Source organism: Flavobacterium psychrolimnae, assembly GCF_003312425.1.
In the GTDB taxonomy this organism is placed as follows: domain Bacteria; phylum Bacteroidota; class Bacteroidia; order Flavobacteriales; family Flavobacteriaceae; genus Flavobacterium; species Flavobacterium psychrolimnae.
The window spans coordinates 18,640-42,900 of the sequence record NZ_QNUX01000007.1; the positions used below are offsets into that span (position 1 = coordinate 18,640).

Annotated in this window: 24 protein-coding genes and 1 tRNA gene; 17 read left to right on the forward strand and 8 right to left on the reverse strand. The window is 34.7% G+C overall.

The window, feature by feature from the left end; genetic code table 11:
* The first annotated feature begins 10 nt into the window (after nt 1–10).
* From DR980_RS08670 to DR980_RS08685, 4 genes are all read left to right on the forward strand, one after another.
* On the forward strand, nt 11–343 hold the full coding sequence (locus DR980_RS08670; protein ID WP_091205948.1) for a PadR family transcriptional regulator: 333 nt from the start codon (nt 11–13) through the stop codon (nt 341–343).
* A 2-nt stretch (nt 344–345) separates the two neighbouring features.
* Entirely contained in the window at nt 346–2,082 is a 1,737-nt protein-coding gene (locus tag DR980_RS08675; protein WP_113635111.1) for a PspC domain-containing protein, read from the forward strand.
* A 2-nt stretch (nt 2,083–2,084) separates the two neighbouring features.
* Nucleotides 2,085–2,825 (forward strand): head GIN domain-containing protein, encoded by a 741-nt coding sequence (locus DR980_RS08680; protein ID WP_113635113.1) that lies wholly within the window; start codon nt 2,085–2,087, stop codon nt 2,823–2,825.
* An 85-nt stretch (nt 2,826–2,910) separates the two neighbouring features.
* On the forward strand, nt 2,911–3,744 hold the full coding sequence (locus DR980_RS08685) for a GIN domain-containing protein (RefSeq protein ID WP_113635115.1): 834 nt from the start codon (nt 2,911–2,913) through the stop codon (nt 3,742–3,744).
* A 483-nt stretch (nt 3,745–4,227) separates the two neighbouring features.
* Here the strand turns inward: DR980_RS08685 and trxB are convergent, their stop codons facing one another.
* Both trxB and DR980_RS08695 read right to left on the reverse strand, forming a co-directional pair.
* Nucleotides 4,228–5,175, reverse strand: a complete 948-nt coding sequence (gene trxB, locus DR980_RS08690; RefSeq protein WP_113635117.1) for a thioredoxin-disulfide reductase — start codon at nt 5,173–5,175, stop codon at nt 4,228–4,230.
* A gap of 129 nt (nt 5,176–5,304) precedes the next feature.
* A tRNA-Pro gene (locus DR980_RS08695) sits at nt 5,305–5,379 on the reverse strand.
* Between the two features lie 419 nt (nt 5,380–5,798).
* On the opposite strand from DR980_RS08695, the gene DR980_RS08700 reads away from it, so the two are divergent.
* The 7 genes from DR980_RS08700 to DR980_RS08730 all read left to right on the forward strand — a co-directional run bounded on the left by DR980_RS08700 (nt 5,799) and on the right by DR980_RS08730 (nt 11,342).
* Nucleotides 5,799–6,566, forward strand: a complete 768-nt coding sequence (locus DR980_RS08700; protein WP_066082046.1) for a ParA family protein — start codon at nt 5,799–5,801, stop codon at nt 6,564–6,566.
* 4 nt (nt 6,567–6,570) lie between these two features.
* The gene (locus DR980_RS08705; protein WP_113635120.1) at nt 6,571–7,470 is read left to right on the forward strand and encodes a ParB/RepB/Spo0J family partition protein; all 900 of its coding nucleotides are present in this window, start codon (nt 6,571–6,573) and stop codon (nt 7,468–7,470) included.
* A complete protein-coding gene (locus DR980_RS08710; protein WP_113635122.1) occupies nt 7,470–8,030 on the forward strand; it encodes a DUF5683 domain-containing protein in 561 nt (186 codons plus the stop codon). The genes DR980_RS08705 and DR980_RS08710 overlap by 1 nt, the downstream gene beginning before the upstream one ends.
* Nucleotides 8,031–8,080: 50 nt before the next feature.
* Nucleotides 8,081–8,281: a hypothetical protein gene (locus DR980_RS08715; protein WP_113635124.1), complete on the forward strand. Its 201-nt coding sequence runs from the start codon at nt 8,081–8,083 to the stop codon at nt 8,279–8,281.
* A 4-nt stretch (nt 8,282–8,285) separates the two neighbouring features.
* Nucleotides 8,286–9,014, forward strand: coding sequence for a 4-hydroxy-tetrahydrodipicolinate reductase (gene dapB / locus DR980_RS08720; RefSeq protein WP_113635126.1), 729 nt, complete (start codon nt 8,286–8,288; stop codon nt 9,012–9,014).
* 69 nt (nt 9,015–9,083) lie between these two features.
* Nucleotides 9,084–10,637: a signal peptidase I gene (gene lepB, locus DR980_RS08725; RefSeq protein ID WP_113635129.1), complete on the forward strand. Its 1,554-nt coding sequence runs from the start codon at nt 9,084–9,086 to the stop codon at nt 10,635–10,637.
* A gap of 78 nt (nt 10,638–10,715) precedes the next feature.
* On the forward strand, nt 10,716–11,342 hold the full coding sequence (locus DR980_RS08730) for a WbqC family protein (protein ID WP_113635131.1): 627 nt from the start codon (nt 10,716–10,718) through the stop codon (nt 11,340–11,342).
* Between the two features lie 17 nt (nt 11,343–11,359).
* Here DR980_RS08730 and DR980_RS08735 read toward each other — a convergent pair whose 3' ends face one another.
* The 4 genes from DR980_RS08735 to mutL are packed head-to-tail and all read right to left on the reverse strand — an operon-like array spanning nt 11,360 to nt 15,968.
* Nucleotides 11,360–12,406, reverse strand: a complete 1,047-nt coding sequence (locus tag DR980_RS08735) for an endonuclease/exonuclease/phosphatase family protein (RefSeq protein ID WP_113635133.1) — start codon at nt 12,404–12,406, stop codon at nt 11,360–11,362.
* Between the two features lie 47 nt (nt 12,407–12,453).
* The gene (locus DR980_RS08740) at nt 12,454–13,323 is read right to left on the reverse strand and encodes a rhomboid family intramembrane serine protease (protein WP_113635136.1); all 870 of its coding nucleotides are present in this window, start codon (nt 13,321–13,323) and stop codon (nt 12,454–12,456) included.
* 60 nt (nt 13,324–13,383) lie between these two features.
* Entirely contained in the window at nt 13,384–14,130 is a 747-nt protein-coding gene (locus DR980_RS08745) for a rhomboid family intramembrane serine protease (RefSeq protein ID WP_113635139.1), read from the reverse strand.
* A complete protein-coding gene (mutL, locus tag DR980_RS08750) occupies nt 14,127–15,968 on the reverse strand; it encodes a DNA mismatch repair endonuclease MutL (protein ID WP_113635142.1) in 1,842 nt (613 codons plus the stop codon). The genes DR980_RS08745 and mutL overlap by 4 nt, the downstream gene beginning before the upstream one ends.
* Before the next feature lie 393 nt (nt 15,969–16,361).
* On the opposite strand from mutL, the gene DR980_RS08755 reads away from it, so the two are divergent.
* Entirely contained in the window at nt 16,362–16,937 is a 576-nt protein-coding gene (locus DR980_RS08755; RefSeq protein ID WP_113635144.1) for a YciE/YciF ferroxidase family protein, read from the forward strand.
* A 173-nt stretch (nt 16,938–17,110) separates the two neighbouring features.
* On the opposite strand, the gene ribH is transcribed toward DR980_RS08755, so the two are convergent.
* Both ribH and DR980_RS08765 read right to left on the reverse strand, forming a co-directional pair.
* A complete protein-coding gene (gene ribH / locus DR980_RS08760; RefSeq protein ID WP_113635146.1) occupies nt 17,111–17,686 on the reverse strand; it encodes a 6,7-dimethyl-8-ribityllumazine synthase in 576 nt (191 codons plus the stop codon).
* 106 nt (nt 17,687–17,792) lie between these two features.
* A complete protein-coding gene (locus tag DR980_RS08765; RefSeq protein ID WP_113635148.1) occupies nt 17,793–18,569 on the reverse strand; it encodes a tetratricopeptide repeat protein in 777 nt (258 codons plus the stop codon).
* A 232-nt stretch (nt 18,570–18,801) separates the two neighbouring features.
* Here DR980_RS08765 and recF point away from each other — a divergent pair, with 232 nt between their 5' ends.
* The 5 genes from recF to asnB all read left to right on the forward strand — a co-directional run bounded on the left by recF (nt 18,802) and on the right by asnB (nt 24,259).
* Nucleotides 18,802–19,881 (forward strand): DNA replication/repair protein RecF, encoded by a 1,080-nt coding sequence (gene recF / locus DR980_RS08770; RefSeq protein ID WP_113635150.1) that lies wholly within the window; start codon nt 18,802–18,804, stop codon nt 19,879–19,881.
* Nucleotides 19,882–19,959: 78 nt separating this feature from the next.
* The gene (locus DR980_RS08775) at nt 19,960–20,658 is read left to right on the forward strand and encodes a thioredoxin domain-containing protein (protein ID WP_113635441.1); all 699 of its coding nucleotides are present in this window, start codon (nt 19,960–19,962) and stop codon (nt 20,656–20,658) included.
* 6 nt (nt 20,659–20,664) lie between these two features.
* Nucleotides 20,665–21,336, forward strand: a complete 672-nt coding sequence (locus DR980_RS08780) for a DUF2461 domain-containing protein (RefSeq protein ID WP_113635152.1) — start codon at nt 20,665–20,667, stop codon at nt 21,334–21,336.
* Between the two features lie 5 nt (nt 21,337–21,341).
* Nucleotides 21,342–22,409, forward strand: coding sequence for a glycosyltransferase (locus DR980_RS08785; RefSeq protein WP_113635155.1), 1,068 nt, complete (start codon nt 21,342–21,344; stop codon nt 22,407–22,409).
* A gap of 2 nt (nt 22,410–22,411) precedes the next feature.
* Complete coding sequence (gene asnB, locus DR980_RS08790) at nt 22,412–24,259, forward strand: asparagine synthase (glutamine-hydrolyzing) (protein WP_113635157.1); 1,848 nt, start codon at nt 22,412–22,414, stop codon at nt 24,257–24,259.
* Nucleotides 24,260–24,261 lie beyond the last annotated feature (2 nt).

The following is a 24,261-nucleotide window of genomic DNA, read 5'->3' on the forward strand; positions in this document are numbered from 1 at the left end:
AAAAGAAATTATGAACATTGAAAACACAAAAGCCCAGATGCGTAAAGGTGTTCTCGAGTTTTGCATCTTATCCGTTTTAAAGGAAAAAGATGCCTACACATCGGAAATACTGGACACTTTGAAAAACGCAAAATTATTAGTCGTAGAGGGAACTATTTATCCGCTGTTAACACGACTTAAAAACGACGGATTACTCAACTACCGCTGGGAAGAATCGACCTCAGGACCGCCAAGAAAATATTACGGTCTGACCGAAATTGGACAAACTTTTTTAAACGAATTGAATGGTACCTGGACTGAATTATCCGATGCCGTAAACCTAATAACCAACCAAAAACAATAGTCATGAACAAAACTGTAAATATAAACCTAGGCGGAATGTTCTTTCACATAGATGAAGATGCATACCAAAAAATGACACGCTATTTTGACGCTATAAAACGTTCTTTATCTAATTCATCAGGACACGATGAGATTATCAAAGATATTGAAATGCGTGTTTCGGAATTATTGAACGAAAAACAAAAATCAGACAAATATGTTATTGGCTTGAAAGATGTAGATGAAGTGATTGCAGTAATGGGACAACCAGAAGATTACATCATTGAAGATGAATTGAAAGGAGCAAATACTTACAACAGCAATACAACCAGAAGAACAAAAAAATTATACCGTGACCGAGAAAAAGGGATGATAGGTGGAGTTTCGGCTGGATTAGGACATTACTTCGGTGTAGATGCCGTGTGGATCAGAATCGTGCTTATCCTATTAGTTTTTGCTGGATTTGGAACTGGAATATTAGCCTATATCATTCTTTGGATTGTGACTCCGGAAGCAATCACAACTACAGAAAAACTGGAAATGACTGGAGAACCGGTTACGATTTCAAACATTGAAAAAAAAGTAAGAGAAGAGTTTGAAAATGTTTCTGACAAGATAAAAAATGCCGATTACGATAAATACGGTAACCAAATAAAATCAGGTGCCGGTAAAATAGGAAATTCTTTTGGTGATTTTATCATGAGCATTTTCAAGATTTTTGCTAAATTCTTAGGCGTAATTCTAATCATCACCGGAGTAACAGTATTGTTTTTTCTGTTAATTGGTATTTTTACCTTAGGTTCCGGGGCATTCATTGATTTCCCTTGGCAAGGTTTTATCGAAGCAGGCAATTTTACGGATTATCCGGTGTGGGCTTTTGGACTTTTGATGTTCTTTGCTGTTGGAATCCCTTTTTTCTTCCTGACCTTACTAGGTTTCAAATTACTAGCACCAAACATGAAATCTATTGGGAATATTGCAAAATACACTTTGCTTGCACTTTGGTTAATTGCCGTTTCATTAGCGATATCAATTGGAATAAAACAAGCCAGCGCATTTGCAGTTGATGGACGAGTAGTTAAAAAAGAAACAATCAATTTGAATCCAAATGATACGCTTTTCATCAAATTCAAACACAATGATTATTTTGCTAAAAATGTGGAAGACCGCAACGATTTCATGGTAACGCAAGATTCTACTGGAACTGATATCATTTATTCAAATGAAGTTAGTTTTGAAATTGAAAAAACAGATGAAAAACTACCTTACCTTCAAATTGAAAAAGAAGCAAGAGGAAAATCGTTATCAGAAGCAAAAAACAGAGCCGAACAAATTAAATACAGTTACAAGATAATTGGCAACCAATTAATTTTAGACAATTATTTACTAACTGAATTAAAAAACAAATACAGAGACCAAGAGATTGAAATAACATTATTTGTACCAGAAGGACTACTGTTAAAAGTTGATTCTAGTGTTCAAAATTACGACAGATCAGACGACGAATATTTCAATTTACACTACAGTTCAGACAATTACATTTACAAAGTAGAAAATTCTCAAATAAAATGTTTAAATTGTCCCGCAGATGAAAACGAATATAATGACGTGGATACTGATACTGAAAATGACAGCATCGAAACGTCAGTTACCATCAATGAAGATGGAGTTTCTGTGACGAATGACACTTTGATTAATTCAAAAAAGAATCTTAAAGAATTAAAAATAAATAAAGACGGTATCATCATTAAAACAAACTAATCATGTTAAAAGTCATCACATTAATTACAAAATTCATTCTGGTTGTCTTAACTGCTTTGTTATTCGCATCCTGCAACCACTCCATTAACTTGAATTCAATAGAAGGAAGCGGAAATGTCACCACCGAGAAAAGAAATATTGAAGATGATTTCAAAAGCATAGAAGTCAACAATTCCATTGACCTTGTCATAGAACAATCAGACAAAACGGAAATAGTGGTTGAAGCTGATGATAATTTACAAAAACACATTACTACCAAAGTAGAAAATGGAACACTTGTTATTTCATTTGATAAAAATTCTTTTTCGAATGCTGGTTCTAAAAAAGTAACGGTTAAAATGCCGATAATAGATGAATTAGAAGCAACAAGCAGTGCCACGATTACGAGCAAGAATACACTGAAAGGCGAAAATATCCGTTTGAACACTTCGAGTGGGGCAAGTATTGATTTAAGCATCGAATCGGATAATATTACTTGCGATACCAGTAGCGGAAGTACTATCACAATAAATGGAAAAGCACTTCAGATGAAAACAACTGCATCAAGTGGGAGCGAAATTAGTGCCGATGAATTATTAGCTAATCAGGTAACTGCCGATGTTTCCAGTGGAGCTTCCATAAGTGTTCATCCCATTGTAAAATTAGTTGCACAAGCATCCAGCGGAGGAAATATCTCCTACGCCGTACAACCAAAATCGATTCAAAAAGAAACCAGTTCTGGAGGCAGCATAAGCCGACAATAGCAAATACTTCAAGTAAATATAATAGAAATCATCCATCACAAGTGGATGATTTTTTTATATTTGTGTAGACTCAAACCAACTAATCATGAAAAAATATACACTTATACTCCTGCTCCTTTTATCAACCGCATTGACTTTGGCACAGAAAAAGGAAAAAATAAAAGGATCAAAAACGGTCACGGTTGAGCAACGGGAAGTAGGGAATTTTGAAGCGTTGGTAGTCGAAGATAACCTCGAAGTACATTTAGAAAGAGGCGAAAGAACCGAACTAAAAATCGAGGCCGATGACAACCTGCACGATATTATTTCATTGGATTTAAGTGACAATATATTGCGCGTTTATACTACCAAGCAAGCCACAAATTATAAAAAAATCATCGTGAGAGTTACATATACCAAAGATTTGAATCTCATTACCTCAAAAGATGAATCGACCGTTAATGCGTTACAGGAACTTTTATTGAATACCGTTACCCTAAAAGCGCATGATGCCTCCAAATTATTTTTGAACGTTAACATCAAAGATTTCTTACTTCAGGCAGATGATAAATCAAAAACAGAACTCAATTTAAAATCCGAAAATACGACTATCGAATTAAGCAAAAATGCATCTTTGAAAGCCTTAGTTAACACTAATGATTTGAAAGTGGATATGTACCAAAAATCAGATGCAACTCTTGAAGGAACTGCTATAAATACGCTGATACGATTGGACAATAACGCCTCATTTACCGGAAACAAATTCACCACAAAAAATGCGGATATCACCACCGAAAGTTATTCTAGCTGCAGTTTATTTACGGAAACATCCGTGATTATTGATGCTGCTAATAAATCAGAAATCCAATTGGTGGGTTCCCCAAAAATTGAAATACGAAAATTTGCTGATGAAGCAAAATTGATTAAAAAGTTGAAATAATCCTCTAACCGACCCTCTCAAAAGGAGAGGGAGAAAACTGGATTAAATAAATCCCCTCGGGGCAGAGCCCCAAGGGGATTAGCAAAAAAACATCCACAGATCCACAGATTTTTAATTATTTTTTTTAATCTGTGAATCTGTGGCTAAAAAAAATCGAAACAGAGCTTCGAGGAATTAAACTTAAAGAGATTAAACTTCTTAAGGGTAATTAATAAACATTTCAATGAATCTTAAATAAAAAATTGAAACACAGAAAAACACAAAAAAAAAGAGCTAAATAGCCCAATTATTCGGTTAACAAAGTGATGTCTTCCTGTAAAAAAGTAAGACGCCTTCCAAATTTTTAAAATCTATGTTTCTATGTGGTTGCAAAAATAAACAACCTAAAATATACCCAACTGATGAATTAAAATATCATAACAATAAAAAGTCCCACTTGCTATGCAAATGGGACTTTTTAAATTTTAACTTTTCTGACTAAGATTATTCTTTAGCAGCCAGATATCTTTCGGCATCAAGAGCAGCCATACAACCAGTTCCGGCCGCAGTAATCGCTTGACGATATACATGATCCGCAGCATCACCTGCTACAAAAACGCCTTCAACATTTGTTTTTGAAGTTCCTGGAGTATTTACAATATATCCTGTTTCATCTAATGTTATAAAATCCTTGAAAATATCTGTATTTGGTTTGTGACCGATAGCTACGAAGAAACCAGTGGCAGGAATGTCAAAAACTTCGTTAGTTGTTTTATTTAAAGCCTTAACACCAGTAACTACTTGTTCATCGCCTAACACTTCAACAGTATCGTGATTCATTAAAATAGTAATGTTCTCCGTTTTGCGAACGCGCTCTTCCATGATTTTAGAAGCTCTGAATTTTTCGCTGCGCACTAACATAGTAACTTTTTTACAAAGTTTAGACAAATAATGAGCTTCTTCACAAGCTGAATCACCAGCTCCCACGATTACAACTTCTTGATTTCTATAGAAAAAACCGTCGCAGACAGCACATGCCGAAACTCCGCCACCCATTTTCAAATAGTGTTGTTCAGATGGCATCCCTAAATATTTAGCCGATGCTCCGGTAGAAATAATCACTGTTTCACAATGCAATTCTATTGTATCATTGATCCAAACTTTATGAATATCGCCCGAGAAATCAACTCTAGTAGCCCAACCATCACGCACATCAGTACCAAAACGTTGTGCTTGTTCCTGTAACCCAACCATCATTTCCGGACCCGTAATTCCTTCAGGGTTTCCAGGCCAATTTTCTACTTCATTAGTTGTTGTTAGCTGTCCACCAGGCTGCATTCCTTGGTACAAAACAGGATTCATGTTTGCTCTGGCGGCATAAATTGCGGCAGTATATCCTGCTGGACCAGAACCTATAATAAGACATTTAATTTTTTCGATTGTATCTGACATATTGATGTTTCTTTTGAATTTAACAGTGCAAAAATAGGATATTATTGCCGTAATACTGAACTAGAAGTATCAGTTTTAATTATTCTGGAATAAAAAATCCCTTCTGTGAGAACAGAAAGGATCAATTTGTCGGGGTGGCAGGATTCGAACCTGCGGCCTCCTGCTCCCAAAGCAGGCGCGATAACCGAGCTACGCTACACCCCGAAAGCGGGTGCAAATATAGCACTATTTTTGGCTTCTGCAAAACTATTTCAGAAATAAGAAATAAATTTATTTATTGCGAAAATTAGTTAGGAAATATAAATAAATTTAATTTCCAAAGCATTATTCAGTCACAACTCTCATAGCCCGGATGGCAGCGAAAAGCTTCGCCAAGCTGCTCCCATTTTTTCTTGACAGAAAATAGCGACCAAAGGAAGCTCCTTTTATGGCATTAGAAAAAACCGGGAGCAGCTCAAGAACTTGAAGCGTACAGCTGGAATAGCTCCTATTAAATAAAATCCATTTTAAAAAATAGGAATCTGTCAAAAGGCAAGGAATCAAGCTTTAACGAATGTTAACAAAATAGATTTTTAGAAACCATAAATAATTGTATTTTTACGGTTCAAAATTTAGAAAAATAAATGGGCAAAATCATCGCGATTGCTAATCAAAAAGGAGGAGTTGGAAAGACTACAACATCAGTTAATCTTGCTGCTTCATTAGGAGTTTTAGAAAAGAAAGTATTACTTATAGATGCTGATCCACAGGCAAATGCGTCATCAGGATTAGGAATTGACGTTGAATCTGTTGAAATAGGAACGTACCAAATTCTAGAACATAGTCATACCCCAAAAGAGGCCATCATAAAATGTTCTGCTATAAATGTGGATGTGATTCCATCGCATATTGATCTTGTTGCCATTGAAATCGAATTAGTCGACAAAGAAAACAGGGAATATATGCTTAAAAAAGCATTAGAAAGTGTCAAAGATGATTACGATTTCATCATTATTGATTGTGCGCCATCGCTGGGATTACTTACCTTGAATGCTTTGACCGCTGCTGACTCAGTTATTATTCCTATTCAGTGTGAGTATTTTGCATTAGAAGGTTTAGGGAAATTACTGAACACCATAAAAAGTATACAAAAAATTCATAATCCGGATTTAGATATCGAAGGATTATTATTGACCATGTTTGACTCCCGTTTACGTTTGTCAAATCAAGTGGTTGAAGAAGTTCAGAAACATTTTAACGACATGGTTTTTGAGACTATTATTCAGAGAAATGTAAAATTGAGTGAAGCACCTAGTTTTGGCGAAAGCATTATAAACTACGACGCAACAAGCAAAGGCGCAACTAATTACCTGCACCTGGCTCAAGAAGTTATAAAGAAAAACAGTAAATAGGTTTATGGCAAAAGCACTTAAAAAACAAGCCTTAGGAAGAGGATTATCCGCATTATTGAAAGATCCGGAAAACGATATAAAATCTGTTGACGATAAAAATGCCGATAAGGTTGTAGGAAATATTATTGAGCTTGAAATTGAGGCGATTGAAATAAATCCGTTTCAGCCAAGAAGCAATTTTAATGAGGAATCATTGCGAGAATTAGCGACTTCTATCAAAGAATTAGGCGTTATTCAGCCCATAACCGTACGTAAACTAGACTTCAATAAATACCAATTGATTTCAGGGGAACGTCGTCTTCGCGCATCCACTCTTGTAGGATTGAAAACGGTTCCTGCTTACATTAGGATTGCAAATGACAATGAATCACTAGTTATGGCTTTGGTGGAAAACATCCAGCGCCATGATTTAGATCCAATTGAAATTGCGCTTTCCTATCAGCGTTTGATTGACGAAATTCAACTGACTCAGGAACAAATGAGTGAGCGCGTAGGAAAAAAACGCTCTACTATTGCTAATTATTTAAGACTTTTGAAATTGGATCCGATAATCCAAACTGGAATTCGCGATGGTTTCATCAGTATGGGTCATGGTCGTGCAATAATCAATATCGAAGATCAAGACATTCAAACTGATATTTACCAAAAAATTGTCAGCCAAAATCTGTCTGTTCGTGACACAGAAGCTTTGGTAAAAAACTACCAGGAAAGTTTAAAACCTAAACCTGCCGGAAAACCAAAAGCGGCTTCGTTTGAAATCGCTGACGCTCAAAAAAGCACTTTTACGAATTATTTTGGTACCAAAGTAGATGTGAAAGTAGCCGGAAACGGTAAAGGGAAAATCACAATTCCATTTCACTCTGAAGAAGACTTCAACAGAATCATCAAACTAATAAACGAATAGTGAATAAAATCATTATCATCGCTCTATTCCTTTTTATAGTAGGAAACACCGCTGTTTTTGCACAAACGGAAACAGAAGCGATGTTGGTCGCCAAAGATACTTTGAAATCAAATGACATTGATCCGTTGACTCCTGCAAAAGCTGCTTTTTTTTCAGCTGTTTTACCGGGTTTGGGGCAGGCTTACAATAAAAAATACTGGAAAATACCGCTCGTATACGGGGCTTTAGGAACTAGTATTTATTTTTATGTTGACAATAATAAAAAATACCATCAATACAGAGATGCTTACAAAAGCAGACTAGAAGGTTATGTTACAGACGATTTAGCTTTTCTGGACAACAATCGATTAATTGCCGGACAGAAATTTTATCAACGCAACCGCGATTTATCTGCTTTGGTTACGATTGCATTTTACGCATTGAATATTCTTGATGCTAATGTGGATGCCGCTTTAATCCAATTTAATGTAGATGAAAACTTGTCCGTACGACCGGTTCTTTATCCTAATGATGTAACATTAAAGACAAATGTGGGACTAACATTTAATTACAGTTTTTAGAACCCAAATAATAGTTTAAAAACGGAATTAAATAAAAAGAACAGCTCGTCATGTCATTACTTAATAAAATCGGGAAGAAATATTTTTTTATTGGAACTACAATTTTATTACTAATCACTTTAATAAACTATTCCGAAAATAAAACATTCGATCCCATCCGAATGAATACCTTCTTTTCAGGATTTATTGCTGGGGTTTTACTAGCATTATTAGCTGCAGGTCGATTAAAATATTCAAAATTTAAAAAATAAACAAATGAAAATTGCGCTTTTAGGATACGGAAAAATGGGCCAGGTAATTGAAAGAATTGCACTGGAAAGAGGCCATGAAATCGTTTTGAAAAAAGATGAAAACAACACTTTTGATGGCCTTTCAAATGCTGATGTGGCAATTGATTTTAGTGTTCCAACAGCAGCTGTCAGTAATATTTCAAATTGTTTTCAAGCAAATGTTCCCGTAATTTCCGGAACAACAGGATGGCTGGAAAACTATGATGAAGTAGCGGCACTTTGTAATGAAAAAAACGGAGCATTTATCTCGAGTTCTAACTTTAGTTTAGGAGTAAATATATTTTTTGAAGTCAACGAATATTTGGCTAAAATCATGTCAAAATTCGATAGCTATAAAGTTTCAATGGAAGAAATCCATCACACACAGAAATTGGATGCACCAAGCGGTACAGCAATTTCTCTGGCAAAAGGTGTAATTGAAAATAGCTCGTATAACAATTGGACCTTAGAAAAACCTGTAGCTGACGACCCGAGCGATAGCGAACTAGCGAAGCAAATTCATATTGAAGCAAAGCGAATTGGTACTGTGCCGGGAACGCACACCGTAACGTATAATTCCTCAGTAGACGCAATAGAAATTAAACATACCGCACACAATCGCGAAGGATTTGCACTTGGCGCTGTAATTGCTGCAGAATGGATTGTTGGAAAACAAGGTATTTTTACCATGAAAGATGTTTTAGAATTAAAATAAAATTATTCGCCTGTTTAAGAAAATTTCCAACGAAACAGCCTTAAACTTTAAACTTTAAACAAAAAAACTATGTCAGTATATCAATGGTTTGTATTTTTTCTGCTTGTACAAATAGTTCACTTTTTAGGAACCTGGAAATTATATGAAGCTGCCGGAAGAAAAAAATGGGAAGCTGCAGTACCCGTTTACAATGCAATTGTTTTAATGAAGATTATAGGTCGTCCTAGTTGGTGGACTATCTTATTATTTATACCAATTATCAATTTGATTATTTTTCCGGTCGTTTGGGTAGAAACACTAAGAAGCTTTGGAAAACGATCCGGATTAGATACTTTTTTAGTATTGATAACATTGGGATTCTACCTATATTATATCAATTACACACAAAAATTAAATTACATTTCGGATAGAAGTTTAAGCCCGCAAAATAAAGCTGCTGACACTGTTAGTTCTTTACTTTTTGCCATTGTTGTAGCTACAATCGTGCACACTTATTTTATTCAACCGTACACGATTCCAACTTCATCATTGGAAAAATCATTATTAGTAGGTGACTTTTTATTTGTAAGCAAAATGAATTATGGCGCAAGAGTTCCCATGACAACAGTAGCTTTACCAATGGTTCACGATTCTATTCCTTTGACAAAAAGCAAATCATACCTAACTTGGCCTCAATTGCCTTATATGAGATTGCCGGGAATTCAAAATATTGATCGCACAGATATCGTCGTTTTTAACTGGCCGGTAGACACCGTTTTTAGATTTTTTGACACTTCAAAAAGACGTGCTTATAAACCCGTAGACAAAAAATCAAATTATGTAAAAAGATGCGTCGGAATTCCGGGCGATAATTTATCGATAAAAGACGGTATGGTTTACATTGATGGTAAAATATTGCAATTACCTGAACGAGCTAAACCACAATTCTCTTATAAAATAGCATTAGACGGTAAAACACCAATCGATTTTGAATCTTTATTTAAAGACTTAGACGTAACAGATCCTGCTGGTTTTATAGACCAGACAAAAAGAGATACTGTTATTATGAGCGCACTAACTGAATCCGGAGCGGAACGATTAAAAAACACACCCGGAATTACGGCTGTAATAAGACAAATTTCTCGAGAAGATGACAATGGAGTTTTCCCACATATCAACAAATGGAATCGTGATAATTATGGTCCCGTTTACATTCCGGAAGAAGGAAAAACAGTAGCATTAACCGCCGAAACATTGCCATTTTATAAAGCCATTATTACCGATTATGAGAATAATGATTTAAAAGTAAACGGTTCCGAAATTAGGATAAACGGCGAAATTGCTACTAATTATACGTTCAAGCAAAACTATTACTTTATGATGGGTGACAACCGTCACAACTCAGAAGACAGCCGCTATTGGGGATTTGTTCCTGAAAATCATATCGTAGGAAAACCTATTTTTATCTGGTTGAGTATCGATCCAAACGGTAAAGGAATAAATAAAATTCGTTGGGACAGAGTTTTCACAACCGTTAGTGGTGAAGGTCAACCACAATCTTATTTCAAATTATTTCTGCTTGGATTGGTAATTTTCTTCGTAGGAGAATATTTTTGGAAAAAAAGAAAAGCGAGTAAAGTTTAAATAAAAAAAGTTTAAAGTTTAAGGTTTAAAGTCAGACGACTGCCTTAAACTTTAAACTTTAATATAACAAATCATCAAATGGAAATTCTCCTCCATCCCACCTATTTCCCCTCAATCAGCCATTTTGTGGCTATGGCTCAATCAGAAAATATTACGTTTGAAATAGAAGATAATTTCCAGAAACAGACGAACCGCAATCGCACTTATATATACAGTCCAAACGGCATTCAGTTATTAAATATTCCGGTAAAGCATTCGAAAGAAAGCCATCAAAAAACGAAAGATATTAGAATAGAAAGTGATTTTGACTGGCAGAAACAACATTTCAAATCTCTTGAAGCAGCTTATAGAAATTCTCCTTTTTTCGAATTTTTCGAAGATGATATCCGACCTCTTTTTGAAAAAAAATATGACTTTTTGTTGGATCTAAATTTTGAAACTTTGGCTATTCTGTCCAAATGTCTTCGAATGAAAATTGCCTATGAAACAACAACTGAGTATTTTCATGATGTAGACACAGCTATATTTACAGATTTCCGAGCTTTGGTAAACGGAAAAAAAGACCTTTCGTTATTTGAAAACTACACACAGGTTTTTGATGACAAATATGGATTTATCAACAACCTTAGTGTATTGGATTTACTTTTCAATGAGGGGAAATATGCTGCTAAATATTTAAAAACCCAAAAACTGATTATCAAATAGCTTTTTAAAGTCGGTTATTACTCTAACGACAATCTTGCCATAATAGGGAAATGATCTGAGTTTACAAAACTTGGAAAATGCTCAAAACTCTTAACCTTCATTTTTTCATCGGCAAAAATGTAATCAATACGCGCTGGATAATACCTGAACTTATAAGTTTCTCCAAAACCAGTTCCCGCTTCCTCGAAACTATCTTTCATCTTACCTTTTATACTTCGATATACATAAGAAAAAGCACTGTTATTCATGTCCCCGCAAATAATAGTTGGGTAAATACATTTCATTTTGTGCTCTTTGAACAATTCTGCTTGTTGCTGTTGCTGCTTGAACGCCTTGCTTATTCTGATGAAAAGCATCTGTGATTTTTGCTGATTGATAGCATCAATATTCTCATCAATCTCGTTCACATCAGGAGAAATCTTGATAGACTGCAAATGCATATTGTAAACTCTGATGATATCTTTCCCTTTTTTGATGTCTGCAAATACGACGTTATTGCTAGAATTAGGAAAAATTATATTTCCCTGATTGATAATTGGAAATTTAGAAAAAATGGCCTGACCGGTTTTAATTTGGTTTCCATCGGTAAAAATATAACGGTGTGGATACACTTTCAAATCAATATCAGCAGAAGGAGAATACTCTTGCATGCACAAAATATCGGGGTTTTTGTCATTGATGAAAGCTAGAATATCCGAAGGAACATCATCTCTGTCGATCCACCTGAATACATTCAATAACCGAACATTATAACTCATGACGGTAAAATCTTTTTCTTCTTTAGAAAATTTAGGAGACGAAAACTTGTAAAATTTATTTATAAAAGTGATTCCTATCAATAAAACCAAACCTGATACAATCAATTGCTTTTTGAATTGAAATGCCCAGTAAATAAAAAACAACGCATTGAAAACAAAAAAAAGTGGCATAAAAAGTGTCAAAACAGACAAAAGCGGAAATGATTTTGGCGCCAAAAAAGGCAAAACATAAGCAATGAAAGTGACAAGGGTTAAAATAATATTCAAAAAAAACATCCCTTTATTAAACCATGACAAATTTTTCATTTTCTCAATTTTTTATTATTACAAATAGCTGACAACCGATTTGAAAATTATTTTCCCACTTTAAACAAAAATTCCTTTTCTTCTTTTGTCAAACTATCGTAACCAGACTGACTAATTTTATCTAAAATTTGATCAATTTGTTGTTGTGATTTATCTTTTGTGACTATTTTCGAAACGGTTTTCTCTACTGGCTTGCTGTAATTTTTGTGTACTTTTTTGAACGGTGTCGAAGTATTTTTCTTGAACAAATTGGAAAAAAAAGTGATTACACGAGAAACACTACCACTTAGATCAGTTCCATTTTGTAGCAATTTAATAAAAATAAAACCAAATAAAGCACCTGAAAGATGAGAAATATGTCCACCCATGTTTTCGGAACGCAGCTGCATCAAATCAATAATAATTATCACAGCAGTTACATGCCATAACTTGACATTCCCGATAATTAATAAACGAAGCTCCATCAAAGGATAATATGTTGTAGTAGCGACTAAAATAGCCATAATTGCCGCAGAGGCTCCAACAATAGGCGCATTAATATTTAAAATATAAAAAACCAAAATATAACATAGTCCAGCAAAAATAGCACTCAACACATATAGCCCTAATAATTGCTTCGATGTAAAAAAGGTCATAAATAATCTGCCTGAAAAATTTAAAACAATCATATTAAAAACGATGTGCATGATACCGCTGTGAAAAAAAGCATACGAAAGCAATGACCACGGTTTCCAAAGCAAAAGCGCCGGATTAGAAGATAAACTCACATAATGAAGATAATCAATATTGACGCCTAAAAAAGATAAAAGCGCAAAAAATAACCACGGAAAAATAAACAAAGCAGCATTCCAAAAGATTAGCTGAGTCACTATTCCTCCTATCTTATATTGTAATTTCAAGTCGTCAATAATATTCATAAGGTAATTGGGATTTAAAAACTGATAGTGAATTCGTATTGTTTAAATGAAATTACAATTTTAATTCCAACGGTTTTTATTAAACTGATTTTTCTTCCAATACCACATAATAATAAAACCGAACAATGCTCCACCAACGTGAGCAAAATGAGCAATTCCACCGCCACCAAAGATTGATTTTCCGGAAATACCTAAATACAAATCGACCAACACTAAACCTGGTACAAAATATTTTGCTTTTATAGGCACGGGAATAAACATCAAAGCCAATTCAGCATTAGGAAACATAAAAGCAAACGCCACGATTGTTCCGTAAATAGCTCCAGATGCACCGACAGCTGTTCCCATATAAGCACTAGTGAAATTTTGAAAATCAGAAACGGACAAGATTTCCTGCCATCCTGTATTGATTTTCCCTTCATTCAATAACTGTAAAACCTCTTGTTTAGAAAACCCGTTTGCAATAAGTGTATTTAAACTTTCTTGAAAGTAGAAATAATTAACACCTGTGTGCAACAACGCAGCACCTAATCCACAGGAAATATAGAAAAACAAAAACTTTTTGCTTCCCCAAATTTGCTCCAAAGCAGATCCAAAAGAATATAACGCAAACATATTGAAAAAAATATGCATAAAACCTCCGTGCATGAACATGTGCGTCACCGGTTGCCACAATTGAAAACTAGGATTTTCAGGAAAATATAACGCCAATATTTTATAGGCAGCATCACCAATTATTAAAGTTCCTACAAAAAACAATACGTTGATTATAATTAATTGTTTTACGGTTTCAGTTACGTTTCTCATATTGCAAATTTTTTATCTAAATCTTCTACACGCATGGTGATGAAAGTGGGTTTATGAAATGGAGATACATTGGGATCTTTACAGGCAAAAAGCCCGTTGACCAAGTTCTCCTGTTCTTTTTCTGTGAGGTGTGTTCCAGTTTTCACGGCTAAACTTTTGGCCATTGATTTGGCAATCGTATCGTTCTGACTGAAACTACTTTCTGGAATTCCGTCCTGCAAATCGCTTAATAATTGTTCTAAAACCAGTGAAACTTCGCTCTCAGTTACGTTAACCGGTATTCCGGAAATAACAATATGATCCGTATTATTTTCTTCAAAAATAAATCCGGTATTTCGTAATGACAATTGCAATTCAGCAATAAGTTCCATTTCGCTTGACGAATAAAACAAGTTCAAAGGAAATAACAATTGCTGACTTGAGGCTTGATGAACAGTCATATTAACCAAAAACTGTTCGTACAAAACACGTTGATGCGCCCGCTGCTGATCCACAATTACCATTCCTGATTTTATCGAAGAAACAATGTATTTCTTATGAATTTGATACGTTTTATGAACAGAATGCTCTACTTCTTCATCATTAAACAAAGACGAAGTTACTTCTTCATTCTCAAAAGTCATCTGTCCTATTTCATCCGTATCTTGTTTTAAACCAACATAGAGACTTTCCCAATTAGCAGTTGGTTCCGGTTTTCTGTAACTGGAAAATTGCTTGCTGGGTTTTTCTTCAGAAAATGGATTGAAGTTTCCATCAACTTGAATTGTAGGCGTTTCTCCAGTTAAATCTTTGTAATGATACGGCGTATCTAAATTAGAATCGCGATCAAAATCCAAAACTGGCGCTACATTAAACTGACCCAAACTATGTTTTATAGAAGCTCTTAAAATAGCATACAATGCATGCTCGTCATCAAACTTAATTTCCGTTTTAGTGGGATGAATGTTGATATCAATGGTATTTGGCGGCACCGTTAAATATAAAAAATAACTCGGCTGAGCGCCATCTTTTAAGATTCCATCATAGGCAGCCATAACAGCATGATGTAAGTAACCACTTTTTATAAATCGATCATTTACAAAGAAAAATTGTTCACCACGATTCTTTTTGGCAAATTCAGGTTTGCTAACAAATCCTTGAATGCTCACTATTTCTGTTTCTTCCTGAACTGGTACTAATTTTTCATTGGTTTTACCCGAAAAAATATTTACAATTCGCTGGCGTAAAGTTGATGGAGGCAAATTGAACATTTCACTACCATTGTGGTAAAACGTAAAATGAATATTGGAGTGAGCCAAAGCCACACGATGAAACTCATCAATCACATGACGGTATTCCACGGTATCCGACTTCAAGAAATTGCGTCGCGCCGGAATATTGAAAAATAAATTTTTGACTGCAAATGAAGTACCTTTTGGTAAAACAGCCACCTCTTGCGACACAAATTTACTCCCTTCAACAATGATATGTGTCCCTAACTCTTCTTGGTCTTGCTTGGTTTTCATTTCTACATGCGCAATCGCAGCTATAGAAGCTAATGCCTCACCACGAAAGCCTTTCGTGTGCAACGAAAATAAATCTTCAGCTTGACGGATTTTAGAAGTAGCGTGACGTTCAAAACACAAACGTGCATCCGTAACGCTCATTCCTAACCCATTGTCAATTACTTGTACCAAGGCTTTTCCGGCATCTTTAATAATTAATTTGATATCTGTTGCCCTTGCATCTACAGCGTTTTCAAGCAACTCTTTGACTACCGAAGCCGGTCTTTGAACGACTTCTCCAGCAGCAATTTGATTGGCAACATGATCAGGAAGTAATTGAATTATACTCGACATTAAAAAATTCAGATTTAAAGTTTAAGGTTTACAGTTTTTTTTAAACCAAGAGGTACAAATTTAAGGAATTTCTATTGGGTTTTATTGTTAATGTGCTGATAAAAAACAAAAAATCCCTGCCTAAAAAACCTGTGAATGGGGACTTTTTAAAAACCGTTTTCAGCCAGCGTTATCTCGTGCACACTGTAATTCAAACTATTAACTCCTCATTAATAAATTGTACTCAGTTCTAGATTAAAAAAATAAACTTAAGTAATAAAAAATCTAAATCACTGAAATACAGCACTATAAAGTGTTAATTATGAAATGTTTTAACAAAATTCTATAATCGCTGTGCTTGTTTAAAACTTAAATTTGTTAAAACAAACAAGTTAACAATTAAAAAAATTTATTATGAAAGCGACCAACGAAAAAAAAGTAAAAGAAGAAGGAGCCTCTAAAAAAGGAGCTGTAAAAGCAAAACCAGATGCGGCACAAGGCTTAAGAGATTTTTTTGAGGACGGATTGAAAGATATCTTTTGGGCAGAACATGCGCTGATAAAAGCCTTACCTAAAATGGCAAAAAATGCAACTTCTTCAAAACTAATACATGCTTTTGAACATCATCTTAAAGAAACTGAAGAACATATTACTCGTTTAGAAAAAGTGTTTGACTCTTTAGGATTAAAAGCAGTAGGAAAAAAATGTGATGCAATGGATGGTTTATTAAAGGAAGCCGATGGAATTATGGCAGAAACTGAATTAGGAGTTGTGCGAGATGCAGCTATGATTGCAGCTGCGCAAAAAGTTGAACATTACGAAATAGCAACTTACGGTACTTTAAGAACTTATGCAACAACTTTAGGCGAAAGCAAAGCGGCTACACTGCTTGCTAAAACCCTTGAAGAAGAAAAGAAGGCAGATGTTACTTTAACAGAAATTGCTATGGCTGACATTAATGTTGAAGCTGCACATGCAGATGAAAAATAGTCTTATCAATAACTGATTTGTAGTTTATAAAAACCTGTTTATTCAGGTTTTTTTATGTGTATATTTAAAATAGTACCTCTTTCGAGTAAAGAACGAAACTGCATAAAAAAAAACCTACTCAAATGGAATAGGTTTTCGTTTATAATTTAAAAAAATAACAATTAACTATATATTTATTCTTTCAATTCTAAAGGCGTACCCTCTTCAAGTTGAATTGCACCTGCAGACAATAAATGTTGATTATCTATTTGATGTGACAATGAGGATTGTTGACGAATATAAGCCATTTTTATCGCCGCAATAGCAGCTTCTGTTCCTTTGTTTCCATGAATTCCTCCACTTCTATCTATTGATTGCTGCATTGTGTTGTCTGTAAGAACACAAAAAATAACCGGAACATCCGTTTGAACATTCAAATCTTTTATTCCTTGTGTTACTCCCTCGCATACAAAATCAAAATGTTTCGTTTGACCCTGAATGACACAACCTATAACGATTACGGCATCAACATTTTGAGTTTGCAACATCTTTTTAGCACCATAAACAAGCTCAAAACTTCCTGGAACATTCCAACGAATAATTTGCCCAGCCGGAACTTCGTTTTCTAACAGTGTTTTGAACGCACCATCAAAAAGACCTTCGGTAATGGTTTCGTTCCACTCTGCAACTACAATTCCGAAACGAAATTTCTTCGCATTAGGAACCGTGTTTTTGTCGTATTCGGATAAATTTTTATTTTCGGTAGCCATTTGATTTTAGAATTTTGATTTTAAAATTTTGATTTCAGATATTAAAGATAGTATTTTGAAATCAAAATTCTATAATCTTAAATCAGCAATCTTATATCATTTTTTACTATTGTGCTAATCCTATCAAAACGTCAACTGAAGCAGCTTCTGGAGTAGCTTCATAATTTTCCTTAATATCTGTGAAGTATTTCAATGCATCCGCTTTATTACCTAAAGCTAGAGCCGTTTTTCCTGCTTTCAATAAGAAACGTGGCGTAGTGAAATCATTTTTATTACTACCAGCAGCTTTTACATAATTCTCTAAAGCCTCTTTTGGTTGGTTTTTTTGAGAATAAGCATCGCCTATTGCTCCTTTTGCCAAAGCACTTAAAACAATATCATCTGATTTGAACTTGTTTAAATAATCAATCGCTTCTGTATATTTCCCTGTGTTCAAATACGCAATTCCAGCATAATAGTTTGCTAAATTTCCAGCATCAGTACCCGAATATTCATCAGCAATTTTCAAGAATCCAAATTTTCCTTCTGAACCATTCAAAGATAACTTATATAATGAGTCACTCGCAACTCCATCAGTAGCTTTTTGAAAATTTTGTTGTGCAACGAACATTTCATTAGCAGCTTCATCTTCTTTTGGAGCAGCAATAAATCGCTGATACGCTAAATAACCAATAGTAACTAAAGCGGCAACGGCAACTAATCCAATAATAACTTTTTGATTTTTAGCAACAAAATCCTCAGTTATTGTAGCCGTTTCGTCTAATTTTGAAAAAACCTCAGCTGTTGTGCTGTCTTTTTCATCAATGATTACTGCTTCAACTCCTTCTTCTTTTACTTCTTTTTCTTTTGGTGCTTTATATCCTCTTTTATTGTAAGTAGCCATTTAAATTTAATTTAGTGAGTCGCAAAAATAAAATTTTTATTCAAACCCACACAAAAAATATGCTTTTATATTTAAAAAAAATATCCTACCAGATTCTTGGTTTCCAAAGAGAAAATTATTCTGATAGAAAAAACAGAAAAGAGGGTTTTATCGATATTTTTCAATAATTTGCACCCACTTTGAAAAACCTGTTCAAAAACAGCAAAGTTCTCAATACCAGCAAGCCTTACACATGTATTTAAAAAAAATTTCACTGTTCAATTATAAGAATTTCTCCGAAGCCAACTTCGATTTTGACACTAAAATAAATTGTTTTGTAGGCAAAAACGGAATTGGTAAAACAAATGTGCTGGATGCTATTTATCATTTATCATACGGAAAAAGCTATTTCAATCCATTAGCAGTTCAAAATATCAAACATGGCGAAGAGTTTTTTGTAATTGATGCTGAATTTGAAAAGAACGAAAGAACAGAACAAATTGTTTGCAGTCTTAAAAAAGGCCAGAAAAAAATATTGAAACGCAACGGCAAAGCGTACGATAAATTTTCAGATCATATTGGGTTTATTCCACTGGTGATTATTTCTCCCGCCGACAGAGATTTGATTGTGGAAGGAAGCGAAACCAGACGAAAATTCATGGACAGCGTAATCTCACAACTGGATTCCCATTATTTGCAGCAACTCATTCAATACCAAAAAGTAATGAGCCAGCGCAATGCTTTACTAAAATATTTTGCATTAAATCATGTTTTTGATACTGACACGCTGTCTATATATAATGAGCAACTGACCGGTTTTGGGCAATATATTTTCGAAAAAAGGAAAGAGTTTATAGAACAATTCATTCCTATTTTCAATATTCATCATCAAGCCATAACGGGTTCACAAGAAACGGTTCAACTCGTATATCAAAGTCATTTATTCGAAAAAGATTTATTGATCCTTTTGCAGGAAAACATCAACAAAGATCGTGCTTTGCACTATACTAGCGTGGGAATTCACAAAGACGATTTGGCCTTTGAAATTGACCAACATCCAATAAAGAAATTTGGCTCGCAAGGCCAACAAAAATCGTATTTGATAGCTTTAAAACTTGCGCAGTTTGAGTTTCTAAAAAAGCAAAGTGGTGTCAAACCAATTCTGTTATTTGATGATATTTTTGACAAATTGGACGAAAGTCGTGTGTCAAAAATAATTGAAATGGTCAACAGCGATACTTTTGGACAGCTTTTCATTTCAGATACCCATCCGGAGCGTACCGAAGTGATTGTAAAATCGACGCATCAAAGCTATAAAATTTTCAACTTATAACTTTAATTTAGTACTTTATAAGGTATGAAAATTGAAAATTTACCTAATTTAGCGTATTCAAATTTAAATCAAAGAACAATGAAATTACATCCAATATTCCTCATAATCATATCATTTGTGATCTTTTCCTGTAACGGACAAACTTCAAAAGAAAGCCAAACAATCGATGCAAAAGCTTTTAGCGAAAAGATCGCTGCAACTCCAAATCCACAAATCCTGGATGTCCGAACATCGGAAGAATTTTCCGCCAATCATCTTGACAGGGCTGTAAATGTAAATTGGTTAGGAGACAATTTTGTTGCCGGTGCCGAAAAAATGGACAAAACAAAACCTGTTTTCGTGTATTGTAAAAGCGGCGGACGAAGCCAGAGTGCCGTTGAAAAACTGGAAGAACTTGGGTTTACAAATATTTATCAATTGCAAGGCGGAATATTAAAATGGGATGCTGCAGGTTTGTCTAAACCCGATAACAAAATCACAGGAATGACCATGCAGGAATACAACAAATTAGTCAACTCAGATAAAAAAGTATTGATTGATTTTTATGCGGAATGGTGTGCGCCCTGCAAAAAAATGAAACCGTATCTTTTGAAAATGGAGAAAGAATTAGCAGATAAAGTAACTATTATTCGCCTTGATGCTGACAAAAATAAAACCTTGATGACCGAAATGAAAATCAGCGAACTTCCTACTTTATTGCTTTATGAAAATGCAGCAGTACAATGGAAACATTCCGGTTTTATAAGCGAAGAGGAATTAAGAAAACAAATACAATAACTCAAGATGCTTTCAAAAGACACATTGCAATTTCTGGATGATTTAAAAGCCAATAATAATCGGGATTGGTTTCTGGAAAACAAAAAAAGACACGAAGCTTTCAAGAAAGATTACCAACAATTAGTTGCTGATTTACTGGACGCCATGAAACCGATGGATCCATCGCTGGAAATGCTTGAAGTTAAAAATTGCACCTTCAGAATCAATCGTGACATTAGGTTTTCTAAAGATAAAACGCCTTACAAATCACACTTGGGAATCTGGCTTTCGTCTGGCGCCAAAGGGCTGAATCGTTCCGGTTATTATATTCACTTAGAAAAAGGAGCTAGTTTTATTGCTGGCGGATTGTATTGTCCGGAGTCTGAAGATTTAAAAAAAATGCGTAAAGAAATAGCGTTTTTTTATGATGATTTAGAAGCGATCCTTGCGGAAAATGATTTCAAAAGTGAATTTGGCGATTTTGACCGCAATGAAAAAGACACTTTAAAAAATCCACCACGAGGCTATGACAAAAAACATCCAGCGATTGAATTATTAAAATTAAAAAGCTTTGAAGCCTCTCAAAAAATTGATTTCAGCGCAGCATCCAAAAAAGATTTTGTTGCCGTTATGAGCCAAAAACTAATTGCGCTAAAACCGCTGAACGATTTCATCAATCGTGCATTAACTTCGGAGTAATTCTAATGAAAAAAAAGAAAATACTTTTTCTTGGCGAATCCTACAGAGCTGATGCCATCACTTGGATGAACGGACTGAAGGAATTTGGTGATTTCGAAATCATTACTTGGGAATTAAAAACACCGAATACTAGTTTTAAAAACCGAATTTTAAGGGTTTTTGAATTTGAATTAGCCATTTTTAAAATCAGAAAACTAATCCAATTGCAAAAACCTAATATGGTTATTGCAGAACGAACCACCAGTTACGGCTTTCTCGCTGCATTATCCGGCGTAAAACCAGTTGCAATAGCACAACAAGGTAGAACGGATTTGTGGCCTGAAAAATCTATTTCACTCCCGTTAAAAAAAATAATTCAGCATTATGCTTTCAAAAAAGCAGATTTAATTCATGCTTGGGGACCCGTGATGACTATTTCTATGATGGAAGCCAAAGTTGACATGAGTAAAGTTTTGGTATTACCAAAGGGAATTGATTTGGTGAAATTTGGCAATCAAAACATTTCAAATCCTAAAAAAATTTCCGCCATCGTGACGCGTTCTTTACTACCGGAATACAGACATGATATTATTCTAAAATCATTTGCCATTTTAAACCAAAAAGGGATAGATTTCGTACTTACAATTATTGGTGACGGAACACAACTTGCTGCATTAAAAGAATTAGCAAAAAAATTAAAAATCGAAAATAAAGTCAATTTTACCGGACGAATTCTAAACACTGCTTTACCAAAGCTATTACAAGAATCTAACATATATATCAGTATGCCAATAACAGAAGGCGTTTCGGCCTCATTGTTTGAAGCAATGGCTACAAATTGTTATCCGATTGTTAGTGATATCGCTGGAAATAAAAGCTGGATTGAGCACCGCAAAAACGGTCTATTAATTCCTGTTGATAATTATAAAACACTTGCCGAGGAATTAATCTGGGCATTTGAGAATAAAGAACATAGAGAAAAAGCAGTTTCTGAAAACAGAAAATTTGTTGTAAAAAATGCAGATTACACTACTAATATGAAAATTATTGCCCATAAATACCACGAATTAATTAACACAAATCACTCCAATTAATTATGTGTGGAATTAATGGAATTTTGCATTTACAATCCCAGAGAAAAGTAGATGAACGCATTCTTGTAAAAATGCGGGATTCACTGGAACATCGCGGACCTGATTATCAAGGGGTATTCCTTGACAACAACATAGGTTTTGGACACCGAAGACTTTCAATTCTGGATGTTTCTGCAGCCGGACACCAACCTTTTCTTTCCGAAAACGGAAGATATAGTATGGTTTACAATGGCGAAATCTATAATTATAAAGAATTTTATCCGGAGCTAAAAAGCAATGGATTTGATATCAGAACAACCTCTGACACGGAAGTTTTGATGAAATTATTTCAAATACACGGCTTAAAAATGCTCAACCGCCTCAACGGAATGTTTGCTTTTGCTATTTGGGATAAATTAGAAAAAAAACTAACTCTTGTTCGCGACAGAATGGGCGTTAAACCATTGTATTACTCTTTTTACAACGAGAGTTTTTATTTTGCATCGGAACAAAAAGCACTTTTTACCGCTGGAGTTCCACTAAAAATGGCACAAGACGGACTGGAAGAATACATTTTTAACCGATTTGTAGCAGGAGAAAATACGCTGTACCAAAACATAAAAAAAGTATTGCCCGGGCATATAATGACCATTCAGGAAAGCGGAAAAACCACTACCGAGAAATGGTGGAATCTAAAAAAGGAAATACAAAACCAGCCTGAAATAAAAAATCCGGTCGAATGGTTTCGGGAAACGTTTGATGATTCGGTAAAAATGAGGATGATAAGCGACGTTCCTGTTGGAGTTTTATTAAGCGGCGGACTGGATTCTTCCTCGGTTTTAGCTTCATTGCACCAACAAAAATATAAGGACATTCAGACCTTCAATATGGGTTTCAAGGAAAAGGAACACAACGAATCGCATTTGGCAAAAATGATGGCTGAGAAGTTCAATTATGGATTTCACACGATGCAATTGGAGGACGAAAATCTTTATGATAAGCTAATCAGCTCGACTTATTTTCAGGATGAACCTATCATGCACTTGAGTGAACCGCATCTTTTTGCAGTATCTCAAATGGCAAAACCGTCAGTAAAAGTATTACTTTCTGGTGAAGGTGCTGACGAATTAATGGGCGGTTATGTGCGCTACAAAGCCTTGAAATATCCTTCCTTGTTGAATTCTATTGCCACTTTTGGCAATATTGATTTATTCGCTAAAAAACCGCGCTATGAAAAGCTTAGCCGCTATGCGCAAATCAGTAAAAAATCGGAATTGGTTATTTACAATGGTTCCAATATTTATCCAAATGATATTGCGGAAACTTTTGGAATTAATAACGCTCCAACAAATGAATACAGGAAAAAAATCTACAAAGAAGCGAAATCATTATATCCTCAAAACCTACGCCGGCAAGCCCTTTATTTTGATCAACACACCTATTTATGTTCGCTTTTGGACAGGAACGACCGTTGTACTATGGGCGCTTCCATTGAATGTAGGGAACCTTTTCTTGACCCAAGATTAGTGGTAGGATTAGGATCATTGGATGACAAATGGCTTTTTAGCGGTAAAAAATGGAAATTTATTCTAAAAAAAGCAATGGAAGAACGTTTGCCAGACGAAATTCTAAATTTCAGAAAAGTGGGTTTGAGTGCGCCTTGGGGCGATTACATTACAAAAAGTCATGCTTTTAAAGAGGAATTAGAGTCTTTTTCAAAAAGTGATATTTTTCAAATGCCTTATTTTGAGAACATCAACATACAGAAACTGATACTGAATTTACAAAAAGGAGATGCCAGAATGACGCCGTATATAATGCCGTTGTTTATGATGCATATCTGGACGAAAACGTATGCAACTAAATTTTAATT